23 protein-coding genes are annotated in these 20257 nt (G+C 59.5%); 14 read left to right on the top strand and 9 right to left on the bottom strand.

The genetic code is table 11. From position 1 onward, the window contains the following. The first annotated feature begins 20 nt into the window (after positions 1–20). Positions 21–1022, top strand: coding sequence for a WYL domain-containing protein (locus Q674_RS27550; protein ID WP_023008461.1), 1002 nt, complete (start codon positions 21–23; stop codon positions 1020–1022). Positions 1023–1439: 417 nt separating this feature from the next. Here Q674_RS27550 and Q674_RS27555 read toward each other — a convergent pair whose 3' ends face one another. Both Q674_RS27555 and Q674_RS27560 read right to left on the bottom strand, forming a co-directional pair. Further along, positions 1440–1898 carry a PaaI family thioesterase gene (locus Q674_RS27555; protein WP_023008462.1) on the bottom strand — a complete coding sequence of 153 codons (459 nt, stop codon included), beginning with the start codon at positions 1896–1898 and terminating at the stop codon, positions 1440–1442. Between the two features lie 4 nt (positions 1899–1902). Then, entirely contained in the window at positions 1903–2709 is an 807-nt protein-coding gene (locus Q674_RS27560; RefSeq protein WP_023008463.1) for an enoyl-CoA hydratase/isomerase family protein, read from the bottom strand. 445 nt (positions 2710–3154) lie between these two features. On the opposite strand from Q674_RS27560, the gene Q674_RS27565 reads away from it, so the two are divergent. From Q674_RS27565 to Q674_RS0120675, 3 genes are all read left to right on the top strand, one after another. Then, positions 3155–3454 carry a DUF1330 domain-containing protein gene (locus Q674_RS27565; protein ID WP_023008464.1) on the top strand — a complete coding sequence of 100 codons (300 nt, stop codon included), beginning with the start codon at positions 3155–3157 and terminating at the stop codon, positions 3452–3454. Then, positions 3447–4409, top strand: a complete 963-nt coding sequence (locus tag Q674_RS27570) for an alpha/beta fold hydrolase (protein WP_023008465.1) — start codon at positions 3447–3449, stop codon at positions 4407–4409. Before Q674_RS27565 ends, Q674_RS27570 begins: the two co-directional genes overlap by 8 nt. 191 nt (positions 4410–4600) lie before the next feature. Next, positions 4601–4996, top strand: coding sequence for a VOC family protein (locus Q674_RS0120675; RefSeq protein WP_031209962.1), 396 nt, complete (start codon positions 4601–4603; stop codon positions 4994–4996). Here the strand turns inward: Q674_RS0120675 and Q674_RS27575 are convergent. The 4 genes from Q674_RS27575 to Q674_RS27590 are packed head-to-tail and all read right to left on the bottom strand — an operon-like array spanning position 4948 to position 7665. Beyond that, positions 4948–5655, bottom strand: a complete 708-nt coding sequence (locus Q674_RS27575; protein ID WP_023008466.1) for an AraC family transcriptional regulator — start codon at positions 5653–5655, stop codon at positions 4948–4950. The two genes, Q674_RS0120675 and Q674_RS27575, sit on opposite strands and share 49 nt — an antisense overlap. Next, positions 5652–6236, bottom strand: a complete 585-nt coding sequence (locus Q674_RS27580) for a peroxiredoxin (protein WP_023008467.1) — start codon at positions 6234–6236, stop codon at positions 5652–5654. Before Q674_RS27580 ends, Q674_RS27575 begins: the two co-directional genes overlap by 4 nt. 4 nt (positions 6237–6240) lie before the next feature. After that, positions 6241–6750 carry a GNAT family N-acetyltransferase gene (locus Q674_RS27585; protein ID WP_023008468.1) on the bottom strand — a complete coding sequence of 170 codons (510 nt, stop codon included), beginning with the start codon at positions 6748–6750 and terminating at the stop codon, positions 6241–6243. Continuing rightward, entirely contained in the window at positions 6751–7665 is a 915-nt protein-coding gene (locus Q674_RS27590; protein WP_023008469.1) for a LysR substrate-binding domain-containing protein, read from the bottom strand. Between Q674_RS27590 and Q674_RS27595 the strand changes: the two genes are divergently transcribed. The 3 genes from Q674_RS27595 to Q674_RS27605 all read left to right on the top strand — a co-directional run bounded on the left by Q674_RS27595 (position 7658) and on the right by Q674_RS27605 (position 10580). Next, complete coding sequence (locus tag Q674_RS27595) at positions 7658–8821, top strand: branched-chain amino acid transaminase (RefSeq protein ID WP_227501197.1); 1164 nt, start codon at positions 7658–7660, stop codon at positions 8819–8821. The genes Q674_RS27590 and Q674_RS27595 overlap by 8 nt on opposite strands. 338 nt (positions 8822–9159) lie before the next feature. Beyond that, positions 9160–9894 carry a YggS family pyridoxal phosphate-dependent enzyme gene (locus Q674_RS27600; RefSeq protein WP_036199085.1) on the top strand — a complete coding sequence of 245 codons (735 nt, stop codon included), beginning with the start codon at positions 9160–9162 and terminating at the stop codon, positions 9892–9894. Further along, positions 9891–10580: a glutamine amidotransferase gene (locus Q674_RS27605; RefSeq protein ID WP_023008472.1), complete on the top strand. Its 690-nt coding sequence runs from the start codon at positions 9891–9893 to the stop codon at positions 10578–10580. The genes Q674_RS27600 and Q674_RS27605 overlap by 4 nt, the downstream gene beginning before the upstream one ends. Before the next feature lie 714 nt (positions 10581–11294). Here Q674_RS27605 and Q674_RS27610 read toward each other — a convergent pair. Further along, on the bottom strand, positions 11295–11954 hold the full coding sequence (locus tag Q674_RS27610; RefSeq protein WP_023008473.1) for a LysE family translocator: 660 nt from the start codon (positions 11952–11954) through the stop codon (positions 11295–11297). A gap of 176 nt (positions 11955–12130) precedes the next feature. Here Q674_RS27610 and Q674_RS27615 point away from each other — a divergent pair, with 176 nt between their 5' ends. From Q674_RS27615 to Q674_RS27645, 7 genes are all read left to right on the top strand, one after another. Next, entirely contained in the window at positions 12131–12742 is a 612-nt protein-coding gene (locus Q674_RS27615) for an RBBP9/YdeN family alpha/beta hydrolase (protein WP_023008474.1), read from the top strand. Between the two features lie 2 nt (positions 12743–12744). After that, complete coding sequence (locus Q674_RS27620; RefSeq protein ID WP_036199088.1) at positions 12745–12951, top strand: DUF1737 domain-containing protein; 207 nt, start codon at positions 12745–12747, stop codon at positions 12949–12951. A 13-nt stretch (positions 12952–12964) separates the two neighbouring features. After that, on the top strand, positions 12965–13600 hold the full coding sequence (locus Q674_RS27625; RefSeq protein WP_023008476.1) for a LysE family translocator: 636 nt from the start codon (positions 12965–12967) through the stop codon (positions 13598–13600). Positions 13601–13693: 93 nt separating this feature from the next. Beyond that, positions 13694–15070 (top strand): CoA transferase, encoded by a 1377-nt coding sequence (locus Q674_RS27630; RefSeq protein WP_023008477.1) that lies wholly within the window; start codon positions 13694–13696, stop codon positions 15068–15070. Positions 15071–15075: 5 nt separating this feature from the next. Beyond that, the gene (locus tag Q674_RS27635; protein ID WP_031209969.1) at positions 15076–15609 is read left to right on the top strand and encodes an AAA family ATPase; all 534 of its coding nucleotides are present in this window, start codon (positions 15076–15078) and stop codon (positions 15607–15609) included. A gap of 260 nt (positions 15610–15869) precedes the next feature. Next, on the top strand, positions 15870–16256 hold the full coding sequence (mobI, locus tag Q674_RS41430; RefSeq protein WP_227501200.1) for a conjugative transfer protein MobI(A/C): 387 nt from the start codon (positions 15870–15872) through the stop codon (positions 16254–16256). 497 nt (positions 16257–16753) lie between these two features. Further along, positions 16754–17068, top strand: coding sequence for a HipA N-terminal domain-containing protein (locus Q674_RS27645; protein WP_023008480.1), 315 nt, complete (start codon positions 16754–16756; stop codon positions 17066–17068). A 27-nt stretch (positions 17069–17095) separates the two neighbouring features. Here the strand turns inward: Q674_RS27645 and Q674_RS27650 are convergent, their stop codons facing one another. After that, positions 17096–18751: a Tn7-like element transposition protein TnsE gene (locus Q674_RS27650; RefSeq protein WP_023008481.1), complete on the bottom strand. Its 1656-nt coding sequence runs from the start codon at positions 18749–18751 to the stop codon at positions 17096–17098. Beyond that, positions 18696–20252 carry a TnsD family Tn7-like transposition protein gene (locus tag Q674_RS27655; protein ID WP_023008482.1) on the bottom strand — a complete coding sequence of 519 codons (1557 nt, stop codon included), beginning with the start codon at positions 20250–20252 and terminating at the stop codon, positions 18696–18698. Before Q674_RS27655 ends, Q674_RS27650 begins: the two co-directional genes overlap by 56 nt. Positions 20253–20257 lie beyond the last annotated feature (5 nt).

Raw genomic sequence — 20257 nt, forward strand, 5'->3', positions numbered from 1 at the left:
AGTAGCTGAAGGGCCCTGCCATGCAGTATTTGCAGTACATAAAACCAGCGATCACCGCAGATACTAGCACTCTGTCTGCAACGAATCTGGCTGGTCGGCGGATTGAGGCCGGGGCCTTTTCGCACCCACAGTGGCTGCGTTTGTGCTTCATCGAACGTCAACTGTTATGGGAGCGGCGGCTGACCACTACCATGCTGATGGAAACGTTTGGAATTTCGCGGCCTCAGGCTCAGAAAGACATCAAGCTCTATCAGCAGCTCGCTCCAACAGCGATGAAACCCTACCAACTTGGTATTCCCTACCATCAGCCAACGGAAGGCTTTGAGCCGGTACTATTATCGGGAGAGGACCTCCAGTGGCAGTCAATTGAAGATTACGCGCCGCCCAGTGCTGGACATGCCACAGAAATGCCCATGCTTAAGCGCCGGCATAATTTGCCTGTTCTGGCTCGATTGTTGTCGGCTATTGAGCACCAGCGGTCTATCGAAGCTGTGATCGCAACAATGAATTCTCCAAAGGGCCGCACCAGGCGTTTAACTCCGACAGCTGTTGCCTTCGTTAACAACCGTTACCACGTTCGTGCCTTTTGCTGGGACCACATGGGTTATCGAGACTTCCTTATCGGCCGTTTCAAGAGCAATCCAGAAGTTGTTACGGCACCAAGGAGCGGTATGAGCTCGGCAAAAAATGCGCCCGCATTCGAGCAGTGCAACGGAGTACCACCTGAAGCGGATACCGATTGGGATCAGATGGTTGAGCTTGAGTTGAAGCCGAACCCTCACCTAAGTGGTGAGCAGCAGGCATTAATCGCATCTGATTATGAGCTTGAAGAAGGTGGCGCCTGGAAGCGTGTCACTATGCGCAAACCCTTGATCGGGTATTTTCTTGTCGACAATCGCATTCCTTCGAGTAAGGTCGAATACCATATGGCTGCCCACGATAACCCTATAGCTTGGCCTGTCTTTGCTTGTACAGCCGACTCGAATAGGCCTGCACACGAGATTGGGTTCAAACCTGACTAAGCCGTCAATCGCCGGCCTAGTCCAGCCCAGAGCGGTGTCCAGATGCTAGCGAAACTTCCGTGCCCAAGGTCGCCTAAGGATGCATCACTTTACGGGCAAAATCTGGTGAAAATATGAACAATCGCTGTTAGCCGCCATCATCACTGCGTCATTTTGTGACGCGGTAATGGAGCGCGGATCTTTCAGCCCATGCGGGCTATTTCATGGGGCGTGGGAGCGTAGCGGCAAAGTCCCAAATCAGGTAGTTACGTGGATAGGAACTGGAAAGGCCGCATATCATCGATGCGCTGTCTTGCTTCTGACACGGTGGATAGCCTTTAGTCGGGCAATTCCAAGGCCCGAGGCTAAGTTCATGGATTCTCTCCTTGCCGTGTGACGATTGTCATTGGGCCTATGCTTGCCTGAATGGTGAGTGTGTCATCGGTCTGGTCTGCCCTGCATGCAGATCAATGTCTGCTGGCCAAGGGCTACTTGCGCACGCTTCTGATCGGTGACACCGAAGACTTCGAGTTGGCAGATGGTCAGCGTCCGCCCGGAGCGTACCACCGTGCCGACCGCTTCGAGATAGTCTCCTTGCGCAGGAGCAAGCAGATTGATCTTAAATTCGACGGTCAGCACAGAGCTATCTGATGGAAACACGGTTAATCCCGCATAGCCACCGGCTGAATCAGCGATGGCGCTCGTTCCACCGGCATGAAAATAGCCATGCTGCTGGGTAAGAGTCTCGTGAAAAGGCAGTACAATGCTTACCCGTCCACGCGAAACCTCGTTTAACTCGGCGCCCAAATGTTGCATCAGACCTTGGCGAGAGAAGCTTTCACGGACAATCTGCTCGACCTGAGGATCAAGGGGGTAGGATGGAATGGTTTGGGACATGGTTTTATCGGTCCTTCAGGATAGAGAGACTGTTAAATCGGGGTGGCCGCTTCTCCAGGAACGCGCGCATGCCTTCCTCGCGATCGGGCAAAGAGAGGGTATAGTGGAAGGCGTCTCGCTCCTTTCGTAATCCCTCATTCAATGTCAAGTTGGCGCTTGAACGAGCATTATATTTAATGAGCGTCAATACCTCGCCTGGCAATGATGCTATGTCAGCCACGAGCTTACGGCCCTCTTCGAGGAGAAGGTCTGTGGGCACGACTCGTGAAACCAGACCACTGCGCTCGGCTTCGCGCACGTCCATTCGGCGCCCAGTCAGCAGTAGATCCAGCGCCTTGGCCATGCCAAGTAGACGTGGCAAGCGTTGAGTGCCGCCCGCACCAGGCATGGTGCCGACCCGGATCTCGGGGTGGCCGAATACGGCGTTTTCGGCGGCTAGAACAATGTCGCACATCTCCACCAGTTCGCAGCCTCCGCCAAGCGCGAAACCTTGCACCAATGCCACCACGGGCTTTGGGAAAAAGCCCAGATGCGCGCAGCAACCGGCGAAATCAATGGCGCGCGCCTGCTCCTCGTCCATGCCAAGCATTTCCTTGAGGTCAGCGCCAGCCGCAAAGTGTTCGCCTTCGGCGCGTAAGAGAACTACCCTCACCGCAGCGTCGGCTGCCAAACTCTCAAGCTGAGCAGCCATCGCGTCGGTCAGTGACCGGCACAGAGCGTTGCGGGCTGCCGGTCGGTTGATGACCAGCTCGGCATAGCCGGCGGGTTGCAAGTCGCATCGAATGAGATTTCGATCGCATGTTGTTCTCATGTTGTTCTCCTGTGAAATTTGCTCCGATGCGCTGGGGCCATCAGGACCGTGGAGACCCAGGCGGTCATTTGAAAACCTAATATGCGATGCTGTCGGTCTCCAAATGCGAATATCTCAGATTGGATTGAGTTTTTTTCACTCGACTGGTCGGCGTCAACCCTCAAGAATCTGTCTTTATGAATTTAACGCCGGCCATTGGAACCTGGAACCGAGAGGAACCCTAGCGGACGGGAAAAAAAGAGCGCTGGATCCCGTGCGGGGCGTCCGAACCGACGGTGGTAACCGCTATGACTGGGGCGGGATCTTCCTCGGTTGGCTCCTGCTGGAACTGCAACACATGCAGATGCGGCAGGAATGGATGCCCACAGGCAGCGCCGAGGGGCGACCGCATCGAATCTACCTCGGCCGCCGAGCCGGATCGCCATCGCGACGAGGAGTCTTCGTCATGACCGTTTTCGCCATCGCCCAACTCACAATCCACGACCGGACCGCCTACGACCGCTACCAGGCCCGCTTCATGGATGTATTCCGCAGCCACCGGGGACGTCTGTTGGCCGCGGACGAGCAGCCTCGCACCATTGAAGGCACCTGGCCGCACCAGAAGCTCGTGCTCATGTCCTTTCCCGACGAAGCCGCCTTCCATGACTGGGCGGAATCGGCCGAGTACCAACGCATTGCCCAGGATCGCAAGGCCGGCGCACAGGCCGTGGTGCTGCTGGTCCAGGGTCTCGCTGTGAATGGCTGAGCCCATCGACATTCGCGCCGCCGACGGCTATGCCCTGGGTGGATTCGCCTGGCGCCGTCCCTGCGATCCACGACGCCCGAATCCGGTCGCGGTCATCAACGCGGCCACCTCGGTGCGCTGCCGGTACTACGCGCGCTTTGCCGACTGGCTCCACAGCCACGGATGGGACGTGGTGACCTACGACTACCGTGGCATCGGCGAATCGCGACACCGTGGGCTGCGTCGGCTGCAGGCCGACTGGATCGACTGGGGGCAGCACGATTTCGAGGGTGTGCTGCAGTACCTCGCCTGGCGATTCCCCGGCCAGCCGATCGACGTGGTCGGCCACTCTGCCGGAGGCTTCGTGATCGGGCTGGCCGCGTCCGCACACCGCGTGCGGCGCATCTTCACCATGGGGGCGCAGTACGCCTACTGGCGCGACTATGCGCCCGCCGCGCGCCGCGCCATGTTCCTGCGCTGGCACGTGGCCATGCCGCTGCTGGCGCGGGTGCTTGGCTACGTGCCGGCCAAGCGACTGGGATGGATGGAGGACACGCCCAAGGGCGTGGCGCTGGACTGGGCGCGCATGGGTCCGCGCTTCGAGGGCACGGTACGCCGCGGCCGGGAAACACTGGAAGGCGAGCCCGAAGCCGAAATGCTGGCACGGCGCTTCGGCCAGGTGCGCGCACCGATCCTGGCGCTGGGCATCGAGGACGATCCATTCGGCACGGTACCGGCGCTGGACCGCCTGCTGGATTACTACACCGGCAGCGAGCGCCATCACCTGCGCTTGGCTCCCGCGGCCATCGGGCAGGCCGAAATCGGCCATTTTGCCTTCTTCCACGAGCGCTTCCGCGAGGCGCTGTGGCCCCTGGCGCTGGACTGGTTGCGCACCGGCGAGCCACCGACCCGCCCCCTCGACGCACTGAAGCATCGACCTGCGGACAATCCTCGGGCAGCGAGAGGTACGGCATGACTGTGGATGAGGCCCATTCACCACGACTGAAGCGGAAGCGCTGGCCGATCAAGATCACATCAGTAGCGATTCTGCGGCTTGACTGAACGTGATGGTGGGGTGCTCACTGACATGCACCTGTCGCGATCATTCAATACAGGGGATGAAGCCTGGCCCAGAATCCATTTCTCCATCTAACTTGGAGAGCTGAGATGATTTTCAGATACACGATTCTCTACGTCGAAGACGTGGCCGCCTCGCTGGCCTTTTACGAACGTGCTTTTGCCATGGAGCGGGGTTTTCTGCACGAGTCGGGGGACTATGGTGAACTCGTCACGGGGGCAACCAAGCTGGCTTTTTCTTCCGTCAAATTGATGCGAACTCTGGGCAAGACACCCGGCAAGCCCGCACCCGAAACCCCGGTATTCGAGATCGCCTTTGAAACGGAAGACGTATATGCGGCCTATACGCGCGCCGTAGCCGCCGGCGCACAACCTGTGCAGGAGGTTAGAAGTGAACCTTGGGGGCAGACGACGTGTTACGTCACCGATATCAACGGTTATCTGGTGGAGATTTGTTCGCCCGCCCAGTTGCCCAGCCCGGGTTGACGCAGGCGCTCAAGGACGTCGGCTTGCCTGCGCAACTGCGCCGGAGAATGGCCGAACCAGCGGACAAGTTCGCGGGTCATGTGGGCTTGGTCGCTGAAGCCACATATGCTGGCTATTTCGGCAAGAGGTTCACCCGACGAAAGCAGTCCGGTTGCCCGGCGCGCTCGTCCCAAGAGCCGCCAGTAGTCCGGCGGTGGGAGTCTTCTGCCCAGAAAGACTCTTTGCATCGTTCGGATGGAAATGCCAATGCTGCGGCAGGCGGCGCCAACCGTTGCACCCGGAAAACTGAGCGCCAGGATGGCCTCGTCCAGATGCGTCCAGGCTTCGCACTGCTCGTCGAGAATTTCCCCGATTCGATCATGGTCTGCGGCAATCGCCTGCATGGCAGGCGCGCTCACGCCCGCGCCCGGGCGCAACCTATAGCCTGTGATCGTGGTGCCGGGGAGCAGATCGACCAGCCGAGGCCGAACATCAAAACCGGTTGACACGATCTGAACCAAGCCATCCGCATGGCGGATGCACAGTACGTCTCGGCATCCGTCGGGCAGCACCAGATAGCGCTCGGCCCTGTTCACCGGGTGAACCCAGCGGTGGAAGCTGGCAATGTCTTGCATGTCGGGAAATTCACTCCAGGAACCGCCGAACGATCCGATATTCATGGTTTGCCGGATTGATTGGCATGATGGCCTTTGAGCCACTCGATGACATCGTCGGCATTCCGGTCCGGCGGGAACACCGGATAGAACACATGCTCGATCACGCCATCGTGCGCAATCAGGGTCAGCCGCTTGAGCAGCGTCAGGCCTTGCACCTCGAAGACCGGCAGACCGAGCGCGGTTGCGAATGAAAGGCGATGGTCGGACAGCAAGGGAAAAGGCAGGTGCAGGCGCGCCACCGCCTCGCATTGGTACGCGGTGTCCTGCGTGGACACGCCGAGCAACTGGGCGACGCCCAAGGACTTCAGTTCGGCGAAATGATCCCTGAAGGCACAGGATTGCGGGGTGCAGCCCCGTGCTCCTGGAACCTCGTCCCAGCCTGGAGGCAGTGCGACATCCGGCCGGCCCGTCATCGGGAAGAGATAAAGCACCGTGCGTCCGCGCAGGCGCGAAGGATCGATACGGCCACCATCCGTCGATGCCAGTTCAAGCGTGGGCAGGCGCATGCCCGCGAGGTGGCGGGCGCCGCCATCATCTTCCGGCTGCGGAAGACGCGACCAATCGACCTGTTGCAGGTTGTTCATGGCTTTACCACCGCTCGTTACCGGCCAGCCAAAGCACGTAGCTCTTCCAGCCGGCGGGTTCGGCGAAGCGCGCGTAGGCCCGGATGGCATCGGGGTTGTCCTCGGGGACCAGCCAGCGCAGATGGATCCAGGCGCGTGATCGCCCGGTATCGGCGATGGCCGTGATGAGCCGCTGCGCGAGTCGTTTCCCGCGCGCGGCGGGCAAGACGTACAGGTCGTCGAGCTGGCCCGAACGCCCTCCGGAGATCGCCTCGGGGAGATCGAAGAACACCGCGAAGGCGACGAGTTCGGCGCCGAGAAAGCCACCCAGCACTTCCGCGATCGGATCGGCGATCAAGGCATCGGCCCGGGTCAGTGCATTCGCCCCCGCGCCTTGCCCGTGGCGCATTTCGTCGCCATAGGCGGCCAGCAGGGAGGCAAGCGCAACGGCGTCCTTGGCAACGAGTAGTCGAAGCGTCACATCGTCATCCGGCGGTGCTTTCTGGTCTTTCGGATATTCGATATTCATACGCATCTACGCTGTCCGCGCCTCTGGGTTCCGAGTTCCGCTTTCCGACTGACATTGCTCGCGCAGCCAGCCGCGCAGGTTGTCCAGCCGTCGGTCTTCGCGCAGCGCCTCGGGATAGACGAGCCAGAAGCCGACGCCCGCACTCACCGGGTGGTCGAAGACCGAGGCCAGACGTCCGAGCCGGACGGCGCTCTCGGCCAGTTCGCAGACGGCGATCGACACACCGGCCCCATCGGCGGCCGCCTGCATCGTCAGGCCGCCCGAATCCACGCGGGTCACGACAGCTGGCTCGAACGGCCCGCCGGGCAGGCTGTCCATCCAGCGCTGCCAAGTGAGGCAATGCCGCGACACGAACAGGTTGGCGTGTGCGACTTGCTTGAGGCGTTCCCGGCGCGAGCCGGTGGCAAAGCCCGGGCGCGCGTACAGATCGATGGTGGCCTCGAACAACAGGTCGGCCTGTAGGCCGGCCCACTGGCCGTCGCCATACCAGATGCCGGCATCGGCCACCCCGGCTGCCAGATCCGCGTCGTCCTGCGTGGTGGAGATGTCCAGCGAGAAGCCGCGCCGCTCGAACGGATACAGGCTCAGGCGGGGCGACAGCCAGTTGGTCGCGAAGGTCGGCAGCATGTTCACGCGCAGGGGCCCATCGCGCCGCTCCTCGCGCAAGCTGCTCACGCCCTCGGCGATCAGGGCGAAACCCTCGTTGAGGCCGGGCGCCAGCCGGCGGCCGGCGCTGGTCAGTTCCAGCCGCGTGCCGATGCGGCGCAGCAGTTCGACGCCGAGCATGTCTTCCAGCGTGCGCAACTGGTGGCTGACCGCCGAGGGCGTGACCGCCAGTTCCAGGGCCGCATCCTTGATCGAGAGATGGCGCGCGGCGGCCTCAAAGGCTTGCAAAGCGTTTAACGAAACAGGTATGCGCATTGAGGATATATCCTCCTCGGAATCATTCGAAGTTCGTAGGTTTATTAAACATGAAATCGTCGCTATTGCGTGCATCGTCGCGCGGACCAAATTTCATCAACAACTTAGATTTACTCAATTGCTACAACCGCGAACAGGACGCAAACTGAATACAACTGCAATTCACGTGATGGTGCCTGCCATGCTCAATTCCCTTGACGATAACGACGGTCTGATCTGGCTTGATGGCGAGCTGCTACCCTGGCGCCAGGCTCGCCTGCATGTACTTACACATTCTCTGCACATGGGTGGTGCCGTCTTCGAGGGTATGCGCGCCTATGACGGACATGTTTTTTTAAATATAGAACATCTGGAACGGTTGCAGCAGTCCGCCACGATGTTGGACTATCACCTGCCGTGGTCGCGAGACGAACTAACAAAGGCAATTGAGGCAGTTCTGTGGGCCAACCAGCTCGATAATGCTTACATCCGGCCATTGGCATGGCGCGGTGCGGAAAGCGTCTCCATTGCCTCGCCGCGCGCCCGCATCCACGTGGCCATCGCGGCCTGGGACTGGCCCACAGCAGCGTCCCAGGGTCGCGCCGAGGAAGGCATTCGGCTGCAACTGGCGAGTTGGCGACGTCCCCATCCCGACACCGCGCCCACCGCGGCCAAGTGCTCGGGGCTGTACATGATCGGCACCCTCGCACGCCATGCCGCCGCAGCGGCGGGCTGCGACGACGCGCTGCTGCTCGACAGCGAAGGGCGGGTCGCCGAGACCACGGCGACCAACCTGTTGATGGTCCGCGACGGGGTGCTGGTGACCCCATTGCCGACCTGCTTCCTCGATGGCATTACCAAGCGGCATGTGATAGGACTGGCGCGCCAGCGCGGGCTGCGGGTAGAGGAGCGGACAGTGACGCTGGAGGAACTGCGCACCGCCTCCGAGGTATTCACCGCGGGCACCTCGGTCGAACTGCAGCCGGTGGTTGCGCTGGTCGAGGATGCGGCGACCACCGAATGGCCAGTGGGGCCGGTGACTCGGCAAATGATTCTGGACTTTCGCGCGTCCGTGACCGAAGCGAGTAAGATCAGCCGGACCCTGCGGGAACGGGAGACCGGATTGTTGGAGCGTCGCCCATGGCCCGCTCGCGTCGCCCACTCGCAGACGACATAATGCGCGATGGACTGGTGCGCAAGCGGCCGTGCAATGGGGCAGACGCCATGCTCTGTCGTGTGATTACTACTTTTATAATAGAATCAAGCAATTGCGAGGCAGAATTTGCCGTGTCAGAGGATTCGAACGTGGAGATAGTAGCGTGCAGCACGGGAAGCTCCGGTGAAATCGCGAAGGCGTCACCTGACCGCTGGGCCTTGGCTCCCGGTAATGGAATCCATACATTGCAGCCCCCAGAGCGTCTCTCGGTGGATTTGCACTCTGCGCCCGGCAATTTGCAGAGCTTTGCGAAGCGCGATGTCGTCGCTTCATAAGCAGCTCGGAGCTCCTCGTTATCCATGAACGAGCAACCCCATCCTTGGCCTACCGCACACAGCGTCGAGGACTTTCGGCGGAATCTGGCAGTGGTGCATCGGCGCATCGCCGATGCCTGCGCCCGTGCAGGACGCGACCCGTCTGAAGTGCGCCTCCTCGCGGTCAGCAAGACCGTGCCGGAGGAACGCATCCGTTTGGCCTACGCCGCCGGCTGCCGCGAGCTGGGTGAGAACAAGGTGCAGGAGGCGCAGCGCAAGGCCGAAGCGATGGCAGACCTCGCCGACCTGCGTTGGTCGGTCATTGGCCACCTGCAGACCAACAAGGCCAAGGTCGTGGCGAGATTCGCCAACGAGTTCCATGCCCTGGACAGCCTGCGTGTTGCGGAGGCACTGGACCGTCGCCTGCAAGCCGAAGGGCGCGCGTTGGATGTGTTCGTGCAGGTCAACACCTCGGGCGAGGCCAGCAAGTTCGGCTTGCCGCCTTCCGAGGTGGCCGACTTCGTCCGGGCGCGGGTCCGCCCCTGTTTCGCACTGCTGCGCGAACTGCGCGATCGGCTGCGCCAAGAGACGCCGGCAGGCATGGGCGTGGATGAAATGTCGATGGGGATGTCCGGCGACTTCGAGCTGGCCATCGAGGAAGGCGCCACCGTCGTGCGTGTCGGCCAAGCCATCTTCGGCGCTCGCGCGACGCCGAACAGCCATTACTGGCCCGACGACAACCGGACCGCAACATCGACCGCATCGGAGCAGATCGTATGAAGACCGCCCTGGCACTGCGCCATATCCATTTCGAAGACCTCGGCACGCTCGAACCGCTGCTGCGCGAGCGTGGATTCGACGTGCGCTACCTTGACCCCGCGACGGACGACCTGGCCCGTGAAGAAGCCGAGTCAAGCGATATTCTCATTGCACTTGGCGGGCCGATCGGAGCCTTCGACGAGCGGACCTATCCCTTTCTTGCCGACGAACTGCGTCTGCTCGAACGGCGCTTGGCCAGCGGCCGACCGCTGCTCGGCATTTGTTTGGGCGCGCAATTGATCGCGCGCCTGCTCGGCGCCGCCGTCGCCCCCATGGGCTTCAAGGAGATCGGCTTCGGCGCGCTGACGCTGACGGATGCTGGCCGCCGCTCGGTGCTGGCCCCGCTGGCTGGCGTGCCAGTTCTGCATTGGCACGGCGACCGCTTCGAGCTGCCTGAGGGCAGTGAACTGCTGGCGAGCACCGAAAGCTGCGCGCAGCAGGCCTACGCGGTCGGCAACCGGGTGCTGGGTCTGCAGTTCCACCTGGAAGCCGATGCCAGCCGAATCGAACGCTGGCTGGTCGGCCACTGCTGCGAGCTGGGCCAGGCCGGCGTCGATCCGGGCACGCTGCGCGCGGATGCCGAGCGGTATGGTGCAGCTCTGGCGGCAGCGGCCCGCCGGACGATCGGCGCTTGGCTGGACCGGTAACAAGACACGGGGATGTCCTGAATTTCGGTGTCCCGCCCTGTCATCAGCATCCAGGTACAGGTGGTCTATGCGCAGGCAACGACGCAACGATTCTCCCATCAGAAGCCTGTGTTCTGCTTACGGCTGTGGGGCTGGATACGTCATTTGTTGACCGTGCGGCCTGGAGAGGCGCTGTATCTCCGCGCGCGCTCGGGTGATGTAGTTTGGCTTCCTTCAAGCCTTGGCACCTACATAGCTGCTTCGAGTCGTCATGGGCTGTGGCGCGCGAACACTTCTAGTACCTGTGCTTAGATCCGGAAATCAGCGACCACAACTAAAGATTGCATGCGGCTGCCATGGACGATATTAGATGAGAGAACGCTTGGTGGAAAAGATTTCGAGGGGCACGATAGCTATCTTACAGGCCTACCGTAGCGGACTTGCGTCGACCGAGCTGTTGATGTGAGCATGAAGGCTGTGGAGACACTCACTAAATAGTCGGTGTGGGGAGCTTCCCAGGCCAGCACGAAAATCGCCAGGACAAGTTCATATGATGCGTGATCTGCTGCATTGCTCGTGTATCGAGATTTTCGGCCTCGAACACTAAGGTAACCAGATTGCCTTTGAGCGTTCGGATCGTGAACGCATGGACATGCAGTAAGGACTTGTTGATCGCGTTTCCAGATTCTGTCGGACAGCTTGCAATCGGCTTCATGCAATGGCCAGAAACCGGAATCACGTACCCAAGACCTTTTCGCCGCTCGATGGTTTCCATAGGAGAATCCATGCGGCGAATCCGAGAAAGCCGATCCCCGCAAGGCGCGTGCAGCGCTGGCGCCAGACGTAGGCTCCAAATGACTTCCGCAACCGGCTTGCAATGGCGGCATAGCCGGTTAAGGTCCCTCCGCTGAGGATCACGAAGATTGTAGTCAGACCGATGAACTGGGGTAGAAGTGCCTGGTCGGCCTGAATAAATTGTGGAAAGAAGGCCGTGAAGAAGAGGATCGCCTTCGGATTGGATGTCGCCACCAGAAATCCTTCTTTCGCAAGCGCGAAACCGTGAACCGGCCTGGGGGCATCATCATCGAACTCCGCCGGAAGCGCTCTTCGACTCTGGACAAGCAGGCGAATTCCTAGGTAGGCCAAGTACACAGCGCCGGCTACCCGGAGCGCGGTCATCGCGTGGGCAGAGGCGAGCAGGAACAGACCAAGCCCCCAGGCGGCCGACGCCGAAATCACAAGCAACCCTAACATATTGCCAAGAGTCGACCACAGGCTCGCGACCACACCCTGACTAGCGCCATTGCGCATCGCAAGCAGGATGGCCGGGCCTGGCGTAAGGATGGACAGCCAGGCCGCCAGGACGTAGGAAATCGGGAGTGAGATATCTAACATGGGATACGTCGTCATCGGCTATGAGGATGTGCGATTAAACGTTAACCAAGGCAAGCAAACCTGACTATTGAGTTTTTCTCTATGCTCGCTGAGGCCTTCTCACTCGCCAATTCGACCTGTAAGTCATAGCATTTTCGATCAAAAAAAACTCGTTCCGGATATCCAAATAACTCACTATGACCAGCAATCAGATCGCTCACCCTGTAATGCTCCCCGGTATCGGCAATTCTGGGCCCCGACACTGGCAGACACTTTGGGCTTCGCGCCAAAAGGGTTGCCAGCGATTCCAACCCGCCGACTGGGACAGGCCAAATCTGGCCGACTGGCTACAGGCTCTGGATACGTCCATCGACGAGTGCGCCGGTCCCGTCGTCCTGGTCGCACACAGCCTTTCGTGCCTGCTCGTCGCGCACTGGGCATTGCGGGGGGGAATCAGAGACGACAACCAGCACCGGATCGCCCAGGTCCGAGGCGCCTTCCTCGTTGCCGTCCCTGACCACGGCGCACCGGCGTTTCCGGGCGAGGCGAGCGAGTTCGGCTCGCCACCGACCGAACCCCTGCCGTTTCCCGCACTGGTGGTCGCCAGCAGCGACGACCCCTATGGCTCGCCGGAGCACGCCCGGCGCATGGCCATGGGTTGGGCAGCGGGATGCGTGGAAGTCGGCGCCCTCGGGCATATCAATGCCGCCAGCGGCGTGGGCGACTGGGATACCGGCTGGCATCTGCTGCAGGCATTCGGAGCGGGGCTGCGCGTCCAGATGCCGGCATCGAATCGAGCGGGAGAATGAGCATGCTCGCGTATCGCTACCTGACCGGCATCGACGACGCGGCGTTCTGCCACCCCGTCACCGCCACTCTGAAGAGCGGCTGGGAGCTGTATGGCGAGCCGAGCCTGACCTACGACTCGGCGCGTGGCGCAGTGATCTGCGGCCAGGCCATCGTCAAGAACAACGAATCGACGACGTGCAGCGAGTCACTCAACTTGCCTGTGCTCTGACGGAGATCCCCCAATGAATGCATCGACTGCGATCCTGGGCTTCACACTGACGGCGCTGCTGCTCACCTTGACCCCCGGCCTGGACACGGCGCTGGTACTTCGCACGGTCGCTGTGGAAGGGGGGCGCAAGGCGATGAGGGCGGGCGGCGGCATCGTGACCGGCGTGCTGATCTGGGGGCTGGTCGCGGCCCTCGGGCTCGGCGCGGTGCTCGCGGTCTCCCGACTCGCCTACACCCTGCTGCAGATCGCGGGCGCGGCTTATCTACTCTGGCTCGGCTGGAAGCTGATCTCTGGCGCGCTCAAGAGCCAGCCGGCGCTGCCCGCAGATGATCCGCCGCTCGTGCGTGGCGAGCGCTGGTTCCTGCGCGGCCTGCTGACGAATCTGCTCAATCCCAAGGTCGGGGTGTTCTACGTGAGCCTCCTACCACAGTTCGTTCCCGCCGACGTGCCGATGGTCGGGTTCAGCGTGCTGTTGGCGGGCATCCACGCCGCGATGGGACTGCTGTGGTTCGCCGCACTGGTGCTGGCCACGCGGCCCCTGGCACGCTGGCTGCGCCGGCCCACGGTGATGCGCTCGCTCGATGCGCTCACGGGCCTGGCGCTGATGGGGTTTGGCCTGCGTCTGGCCCTGTCCAGGCCGACGAGCTGAGGTGCGAGCGGCATAGACATCGAAACCTTCATGCTACTGGCCGGTGCCGGCATGACCGGCGGCATCTGTAATTTTCTGTGAGGAGTCCATACGATGAATCCACTCGATGCACTGACTGCGCTCTGGTCGCTGGGCGGGCTGCCGCCGCAGGCGCTGGCCGGGATCGCGCTGACGGGCAGCGACCCGGTGTTTCCCTCGTCCTTCGCCGTCGGCACCGCCGCGCAGGCCAGCATTGCCGCGGCCGCACTCGCCGCCTGCGAACTGGGCCATGAGCGGGGTGCTCCGCGCCAGCGTGTCGCCGTGGACATGGCCCACGCCGCCGCCGAATGCACCGGCTGGTTCACGGTCGACGGCCAGGAGCCCGATCTGTGGGACCCACTCGCCGGCCTTTACCGTTGCGCCGATGGCCACGTGCGTGTCCACACCAACTTCCCGCACCACCGCGATGGCGCGCTGCACCTGCTGGGCCTGGACCCCGCAACTGCCACACGCGCCGACGCAGAGCAGGCCCTGCGGGGTTGGAAGGCGCTGGACTTCGAGCAGGCCGCGGCCGACCACGCGCTGGTGGCCACGGCGCTGCGCAGCTTCGCCGAGTGGGATGCCACGCCCCAGGGTCAGGCGGTGGCCTCGCTACCCTTGATAACCATCACCCGAATCGCCGATGCCCCACCGCGCGCTCTGCCGCCTCTGGCGGCCGATGAGCAGCCGCTCGCCGGCCTGCGCGTGCTCGACCTCACGCGCATCCTGGCCGGTCCCGTCGGTGGGCGGGCGATGGCGTCGTTCGGCGCGGACGTGATGCTGGTCAATTCCCCGAACCTGCCCAACATCGCCGCCATTGCCGAAACCAGCCGGGGCAAGCGCTCGGCGCATATCGACCTGCGCGGCGAGGCCGGGCGCGAAGCGCTGTGGCGGCTTGTGGAAGGCGCCCACGTGTTCTCGCAGGGGTACCGGCCCGGCGGCCTGGCTGAGCTCGGCTTCTCGCCCGAGGCCCTGGCCACGCGCCGGCCAGGCATCGTCGCCGTGTCGCTGACTGCCTACGGCACGCAAGGGCCCTGGGCCGGCCGGCGCGGTTTCGATTCGCTGGTGCAGACGGCGATGGGCTTCAACCACGCCGAGGGCGAGGCGGCGGGGGACGACAAGCCGCGCGCGCTGCCGATGCAGATCCTCGACCAGGCCAGCGGCTTCCTGATGGCTTTCGGCGCCGCCGCCGCGCTGTGGCGACAGTCGCGCGTAGGGGGAAGCTGGCACGTGCAGGTGTCGCTGGCGCAAACCGGGCACTGGCTGCGCGGGCTGGGGCGCATCGAAGAGGGGCTGCGGGCCGGCAAACCGGACCTCAGCCCCTGGCTCGCCGACGAAATCTCCCACTTCGGCCAGTTGCGCGCTGTGCGCCCCAGCGCACAACTGTCGAAAACGCCGGCAGGCTATGCGCGACCATCAGCGCCGCCAGGCACCGATGCACCGGTCTGGTGATGTCGATGCCATCTCAGGTAGTCATTTCGGGGTGCTCTGGCGGCGGCAAGTCGACTTTGCTCGGGGAGCTGCGGCGGCGTGATCGTGCGACCATCGACGAACCTGGGCGGAGGGTCATCCTTGATCAGATTCAGCAAGGCGGCAACGCACTGCCATGGACCGACATGGAGGCCTTTCTGCGTGAGGTGCTGCGTGTCGCCACAATGGATCTCGAAGGGGCGGCATGGGTAGCTGGACCGGTTTTCTTCGATCGCGGGCTGATCGACGCCGCTGCAGCGCTTCAGCGACTCTGTGGTGTGTCGTTGGCGCGAAGTCTGGGCAAATCCCGCCCCTATGGGCGGCTCGTGTTCCTCGCACCGCCTTGGCCGGAAATCTATTGCGTCGACGAGGCACGGCGGCATACCTTTCTCGAGGCTAAGGCTGAATACGCTCACTTGGATGCAACCTACCGGGCACTTGGCTACGAAGTCAGGTTGCTTCCGTACACCAGTGTGACCGACCGAGCCGATTTTGTGCTAGAAACGATTTGCCGCTGCTGAAGGCCCATTGCGTTCCTCACTTTGTTCGTCGCTCCGAGGGTAGGCTTTAGTTCGATTGTCATCGGATTTCTCTCTCAACATTGATATCAATTGGATCTTTACACTGCCGAAACAGCGTTGGCTTGAAGCACCTCCGTTGCTTTAGCACTTGAATCTGCCTTGTGTGCCCGAAAAGGGCAAAAGCCCGTGGCAGCTCTGACCCATCGTGCGATTAGGATCGCGAGTGCCGTTTCAAATAGGAGCAAGCGAGATACCGCTATCTGGCGCAGCGACTCTGTGGTCACTTCTGGTCCCACAACATAGCTCATCGTACCGACAAGACACGCGGCTATCCCGGGTGCTTCGGCTGCCGCGTTCGACTCAGAAAAAGAAAACTGGAATTGTCCTGGTACTACAATCGCTTCGTCCCGAAGATAGTTGTTGGCGTGAGTGCTGGTGAGTCTCTGTTTATTGAATTGAAAGGTGGCTTTTCTGAATGCCAGTATCGTTACGATAAGATTCCGAAGAGCTATACCGACATTGAGTTTTGGAATCCAATCTTCGATGTGGCAGATCTTGAAGGGTTAGAGTATGTGAAGGGCCTTGATGACGAGGGGCGTATAATTTGCGCAAGAAATAGAGGTTGTAAATTTCTCATAAAGACTTGAAATTCCATAGAGTGAAGGCAAGGACTCTTAACTGCTGCGCGATGCTGTCAGAGAGATTGTCAAATCTGGTGGATAGCCAATCTGACACGAGCTATGGAGGGTGAGTGCTATAACATACACCCAAAACACAGCGTCATTGCCTTTACCGATCTATACGAGCAGAGGGAGTGTGACGGCGAACTCGCAACGTCTTTTACGATCATCACGGTCAGGTCACCTAAAACACTTGAACCAACGAAATTTGCAGAACGCATGTAGGCTGACTAAAGAACCCAATGCCAGGCCAGACCTTCGATCCCTGACGCGGGTTATACTGAATTCATCAACTTTGTTTTGAGGTCATCACCATGCATCCCATAATTGTGGCTACCGCAGCACCGATTGTTGTCGGCATCACCAGAACGGTGCAGTACGCCATCGCATCCCGACATGACAAATCCAACGCTGATTAAGTCTGTAGCCACAGGCATCTATCAATTTATGCCTATCGGAGTGATATGAAAGCCATCGTTAAACTGCATGACCGCGTCGCCGGCATACTCGAACGCACAGGCAACATGGTGTCGTTTCAGTACGACCGGGACTATGTAAGGAACGGCCTCCCCATACTCTCTTTGAGCCTTCCTCTGCGGGAAGAGCCGTATGTCACAGAGGGTGGGCTACCTCCCTATTTCAGTGGCTTGTGCAGTGAGGGATGGCTACGGCATACGCAATGTTTTCAGCAGGGAATCCATCCGGATGATGAGTTCACTCTGCTGGTGAACAATGGGCGGGATATGACAGGGGCAGTAACCATCGAACCTATGGAGTAGCACTAAGCCAGGATTGGGCTCGTGTACCTAGGGCAACTGAGTAGTATGTAAATCAGCAAGTACAGAATAGAGCCGGCCCATCCAATGGCTCAATGTAGCGGTGTCTTTTCGGCCCAGTCTTGATTGGATGTTTTGTTGATGAGGAACTCGACGAAACCCGGCAGGAAAGTCCTTTTCAAGCCTCTTATTGGTGGGCCAACGTAAGGAAGTCTTCACCAACGACCAGCCCATATTCGAAAGCTTTGAGTGCCAATCATATTTTTCAGATGGTTGCTTCAGAAGCAGTGTCGAGAGTCTTGCTTCAGAGTCTACGGTATCAACCTCCACCAATGCATAATTCTGGTTTTTATATCTGAACACACGGTAAAGCAAGTATCTTGGGTTACCATCTGGCAGTCGATGTTTCGAGTGTCCTTTCAACGCCGGTAGCGGAATCATTTCTTCAGCCACGATTCGGCAACCTTTGATTTCCAATAGGTTGCTCATGGCAATAAATGCTTCAAATTTGCGGGTGAATAGATGTGAATCGTCACTTTGGTCATCAATGCCATCAGGAACGCCGACTGGTATCTCTCCCCGAACGGTTGGCTCATCAGTACTGACATCCGTTTGGCTATTAGTCGAATCATCAAGGCCTTCCTCTGATTGTCCCTTACTGGAGCCAGACCGGCGTCTGCCATCCGAAGACTTGCGGGTGGTATAAGCAGGTTCGGAGAACTCCAATTCTACTTCTGGGACGTCCAGAACATACTCATCTGCATCCGTGGTTGGCATCTCGTCATCATTAATCTCAGGCGGGCCATCCGATCTCCTCCTTTCTATAGAATTTCCTTTTTTCCCTGTTTTTTGCTCAGTGAATTTCGGATCAATGAACTCAATCTCTCTCGGGATCTGGCTACTCAGGTTTGTAAGGCTGTGGATTTCATACACGAAGAAAAGCTCGGATTCTTTGACGTACTGACCTCGCACCTTCATTTTCACCTTTTCCAAAGGAGGAGGATCAAAACGGAACGGCCAGTACCGGCGCCCATTCCTAATCTCGCCCTCTGTCAGCTGGTACTGGGCGATGCTTTGAAACGAGTTCCGGACCTCTTTATTCAACAACAGCCACGCCAGAATTCTGCGTTGGCTGGGGTTACCTCGCACTACCATGGGCAGAGAACTACTTGGCAAGATATGTATCTCTGCCCTATTCGGGTTCTCACCCATCTGAACGTCGAACTCCTCGTCTAGTCCATTTGAATTCAATGCCAGGCGGGTCAGATAGGCCGAATGGAAAAAAAGAGCCCGGGCCAGTTCTATTTGTGGCAGGAAAAACTGTGTATCGCCGGCTTTAAAGCTAAAACACCATTGTTGCCGGTCTCCCTGCCTACGAATGTTGACTATTGGACAGTCGGCTATCCGGCAATGTGACCAGGTGCTGGTACTGTTTATCTTTAAGCCCTTTTCATAACCGGCGACCTTGGAGGCTCCGGCGTGTGTCACATTTAATACACGTCGCCTCGGTATCAGACCCAGCTGCGATATGCCAAACTTTTCCTTGTCTTGGGCCGGATCCAGCTTCACCTCGATGTACCAGTTTGGATTTCGCAGATCACGAACCATTGAGCCGATTTCTTTAACCTGGCTATTGTCCTTGATTCCCCTGAACGTTGGTGTCTTCTTCGTTTTCTTCGAGGCCATGCAGGTATTTCCGTGCTTGGTCTGTAAGTCGTGTTTCACTTAGCCCGGCGATACGGATCAAACGCCAACGTGGTGGGTACTGAAACTCCTGCTTTAATTCCCACCAAGCATTTCTCAGCCGCCGTACCTGGTATTCGGGAACGCTTTCGGTATAACGTGCCAGCAGTCGACGGGTTCGCGGCAACCGATTGAGTGCCTTTTCCAGCGTGGAGAGCTTACCCAGTTGTTTCAGCAAATACGTTTGTGAATGCCGGGGGCCGCGTGGGGCCGCACGCAAAAACCTGAGAATTTCCCGCAGTTTGGTTAAATAATGCCGGTCCCGCTGCCGCCAATCAATTCTCGGTTTTCTTTTAAGAACCTGTGTTCGTGGTTGAGCTTGATTGACCTGCTTCAGCCACAATCGATCGTACCGATACAACCGGGCGTAAAGTGCCGGGGCCGCCACACGGGCCTTTTTCGGTGACCGGTCTGCCAGCATTTTAATCCAGTCGTTCTGATCTGGCGTCAAACCATCTTTAGACCCAATGTGTGCCTTTCCGGTTGACTCTAATGATTCTGGAGGTACGGGCAAGGGCAACTCTCTGACACCCTCAATAACATCGGTAATAGACCAGCACTCAGGGATCAACGCTTGGTGAACAACGATGTGCTGCAGATAGCTAAAGGATTTCCGGTGCTTCCGGAAAATCGCTCGTAGCCAGCAGTAATCCGAATTCCGATCTATCCCCAAACCATATCGGCGCAAAAACCTCGCAGGCCAGTGATCTGAAACAGACTTGGCAATGGCAGCATGGTCAATGTGAGCCTGGCCGCGAATAAAACCAGACTGTTGAGCCAATCGGTGGTAGTGAGAAGACCACTGGTCATAACTCGGTGAAATGGCCGGTCGCTGTTCCAATAGCTCCCTAACCTGAGTCAGAACCATCTTTGATTCGTTACGAGCAGGTTTTTGAGGGAATATCGGACAAGTGGCTGGCGAAGCGTCATGGTAGCGGTGCTGATCAACTAAGGGGCGGGTAATGGCCGTATGTAAGAGTTCGCCGTGCTTCTCACAACAGTCCACTCCGGCTATCTGCCACTCCCGCTTCCAGAAATACTCTCCATAGGTACGTTGTTGCTCTTTGAGGCACCCGGGACAATATCGAACACGGCCAGGCACTTTTACAAGCGATGCAGCGACACCCATCGCCAGGTGGGCCGCACCTCGAGATTTTCCAGCCATCCATGCCAGGCACCGTTTTCGGCGTTCTTCCGGGATAAACGGGGCATACAAGGGGAATAGCGTGTGGCAGTAGGCAATCACTTCAACGCTATAATCAGGGGGCAGCCACCGAGAAATCCTCGACAATTGATTGGGCAAATCCAGCGTTGCAATAACATTGCGGTTGCCATAAATTTCGGTCAGTAATTCCTTGGGGCTGGCAATTCCTTTCCGAATACCTGCCCTGGCCACGGTGCTATATATCAGCTCTTCAGGGTACGGAATCGGGAAGTTCAACATGGCAG

This window comes from Marinobacter sp. EVN1, assembly GCF_000475375.1.
GTDB classification, from domain to species: Bacteria; Pseudomonadota; Gammaproteobacteria; order Pseudomonadales; family Oleiphilaceae; genus Marinobacter; species Marinobacter nauticus.

Coding starts and splice junctions, on each gene's coding strand:
- Q674_RS27550 (WP_023008461.1), top strand. CDS start 21: ATGCAGTATTTGCAGTACATAAAACCAGCGATCACCGCAGATACTAGC.
- Q674_RS27555 (WP_023008462.1), bottom strand. CDS start 1,898: ATGTCCCAAACCATTCCATCCTACCCCCTTGATCCTCAGGTCGAGCAG.
- Q674_RS27560 (WP_023008463.1), bottom strand. CDS start 2,709: ATGAGAACAACATGCGATCGAAATCTCATTCGATGCGACTTGCAACCC.
- Q674_RS27565 (WP_023008464.1), top strand. CDS start 3,155: ATGACCGTTTTCGCCATCGCCCAACTCACAATCCACGACCGGACCGCC.
- Q674_RS27570 (WP_023008465.1), top strand. CDS start 3,447: ATGGCTGAGCCCATCGACATTCGCGCCGCCGACGGCTATGCCCTGGGT.
- Q674_RS0120675 (WP_031209962.1), top strand. CDS start 4,601: ATGATTTTCAGATACACGATTCTCTACGTCGAAGACGTGGCCGCCTCG.
- Q674_RS27575 (WP_023008466.1), bottom strand. CDS start 5,655: ATGAATATCGGATCGTTCGGCGGTTCCTGGAGTGAATTTCCCGACATG.
- Q674_RS27580 (WP_023008467.1), bottom strand. CDS start 6,236: ATGAACAACCTGCAACAGGTCGATTGGTCGCGTCTTCCGCAGCCGGAA.
- Q674_RS27585 (WP_023008468.1), bottom strand. CDS start 6,750: ATGCGTATGAATATCGAATATCCGAAAGACCAGAAAGCACCGCCGGAT.
- Q674_RS27595 (WP_227501197.1), top strand. CDS start 7,658: ATGCGCATTGAGGATATATCCTCCTCGGAATCATTCGAAGTTCGTAGG.
- Q674_RS27590 (WP_023008469.1), bottom strand. CDS start 7,665: ATGCGCATACCTGTTTCGTTAAACGCTTTGCAAGCCTTTGAGGCCGCC.
- Q674_RS27600 (WP_036199085.1), top strand. CDS start 9,160: ATGAACGAGCAACCCCATCCTTGGCCTACCGCACACAGCGTCGAGGAC.
- Q674_RS27605 (WP_023008472.1), top strand. CDS start 9,891: ATGAAGACCGCCCTGGCACTGCGCCATATCCATTTCGAAGACCTCGGC.
- Q674_RS27610 (WP_023008473.1), bottom strand. CDS start 11,954: ATGTTAGATATCTCACTCCCGATTTCCTACGTCCTGGCGGCCTGGCTG.
- Q674_RS27615 (WP_023008474.1), top strand. CDS start 12,131: ATGACCAGCAATCAGATCGCTCACCCTGTAATGCTCCCCGGTATCGGC.
- Q674_RS27620 (WP_036199088.1), top strand. CDS start 12,745: ATGCTCGCGTATCGCTACCTGACCGGCATCGACGACGCGGCGTTCTGC.
- Q674_RS27625 (WP_023008476.1), top strand. CDS start 12,965: ATGAATGCATCGACTGCGATCCTGGGCTTCACACTGACGGCGCTGCTG.
- Q674_RS27630 (WP_023008477.1), top strand. CDS start 13,694: ATGAATCCACTCGATGCACTGACTGCGCTCTGGTCGCTGGGCGGGCTG.
- Q674_RS27635 (WP_031209969.1), top strand. CDS start 15,076: ATGCCATCTCAGGTAGTCATTTCGGGGTGCTCTGGCGGCGGCAAGTCG.
- Q674_RS27645 (WP_023008480.1), top strand. CDS start 16,754: ATGAAAGCCATCGTTAAACTGCATGACCGCGTCGCCGGCATACTCGAA.
- Q674_RS27650 (WP_023008481.1), bottom strand. CDS start 18,751: ATGGCCTCGAAGAAAACGAAGAAGACACCAACGTTCAGGGGAATCAAG.
- Q674_RS27655 (WP_023008482.1), bottom strand. CDS start 20,252: ATGTTGAACTTCCCGATTCCGTACCCTGAAGAGCTGATATATAGCACC.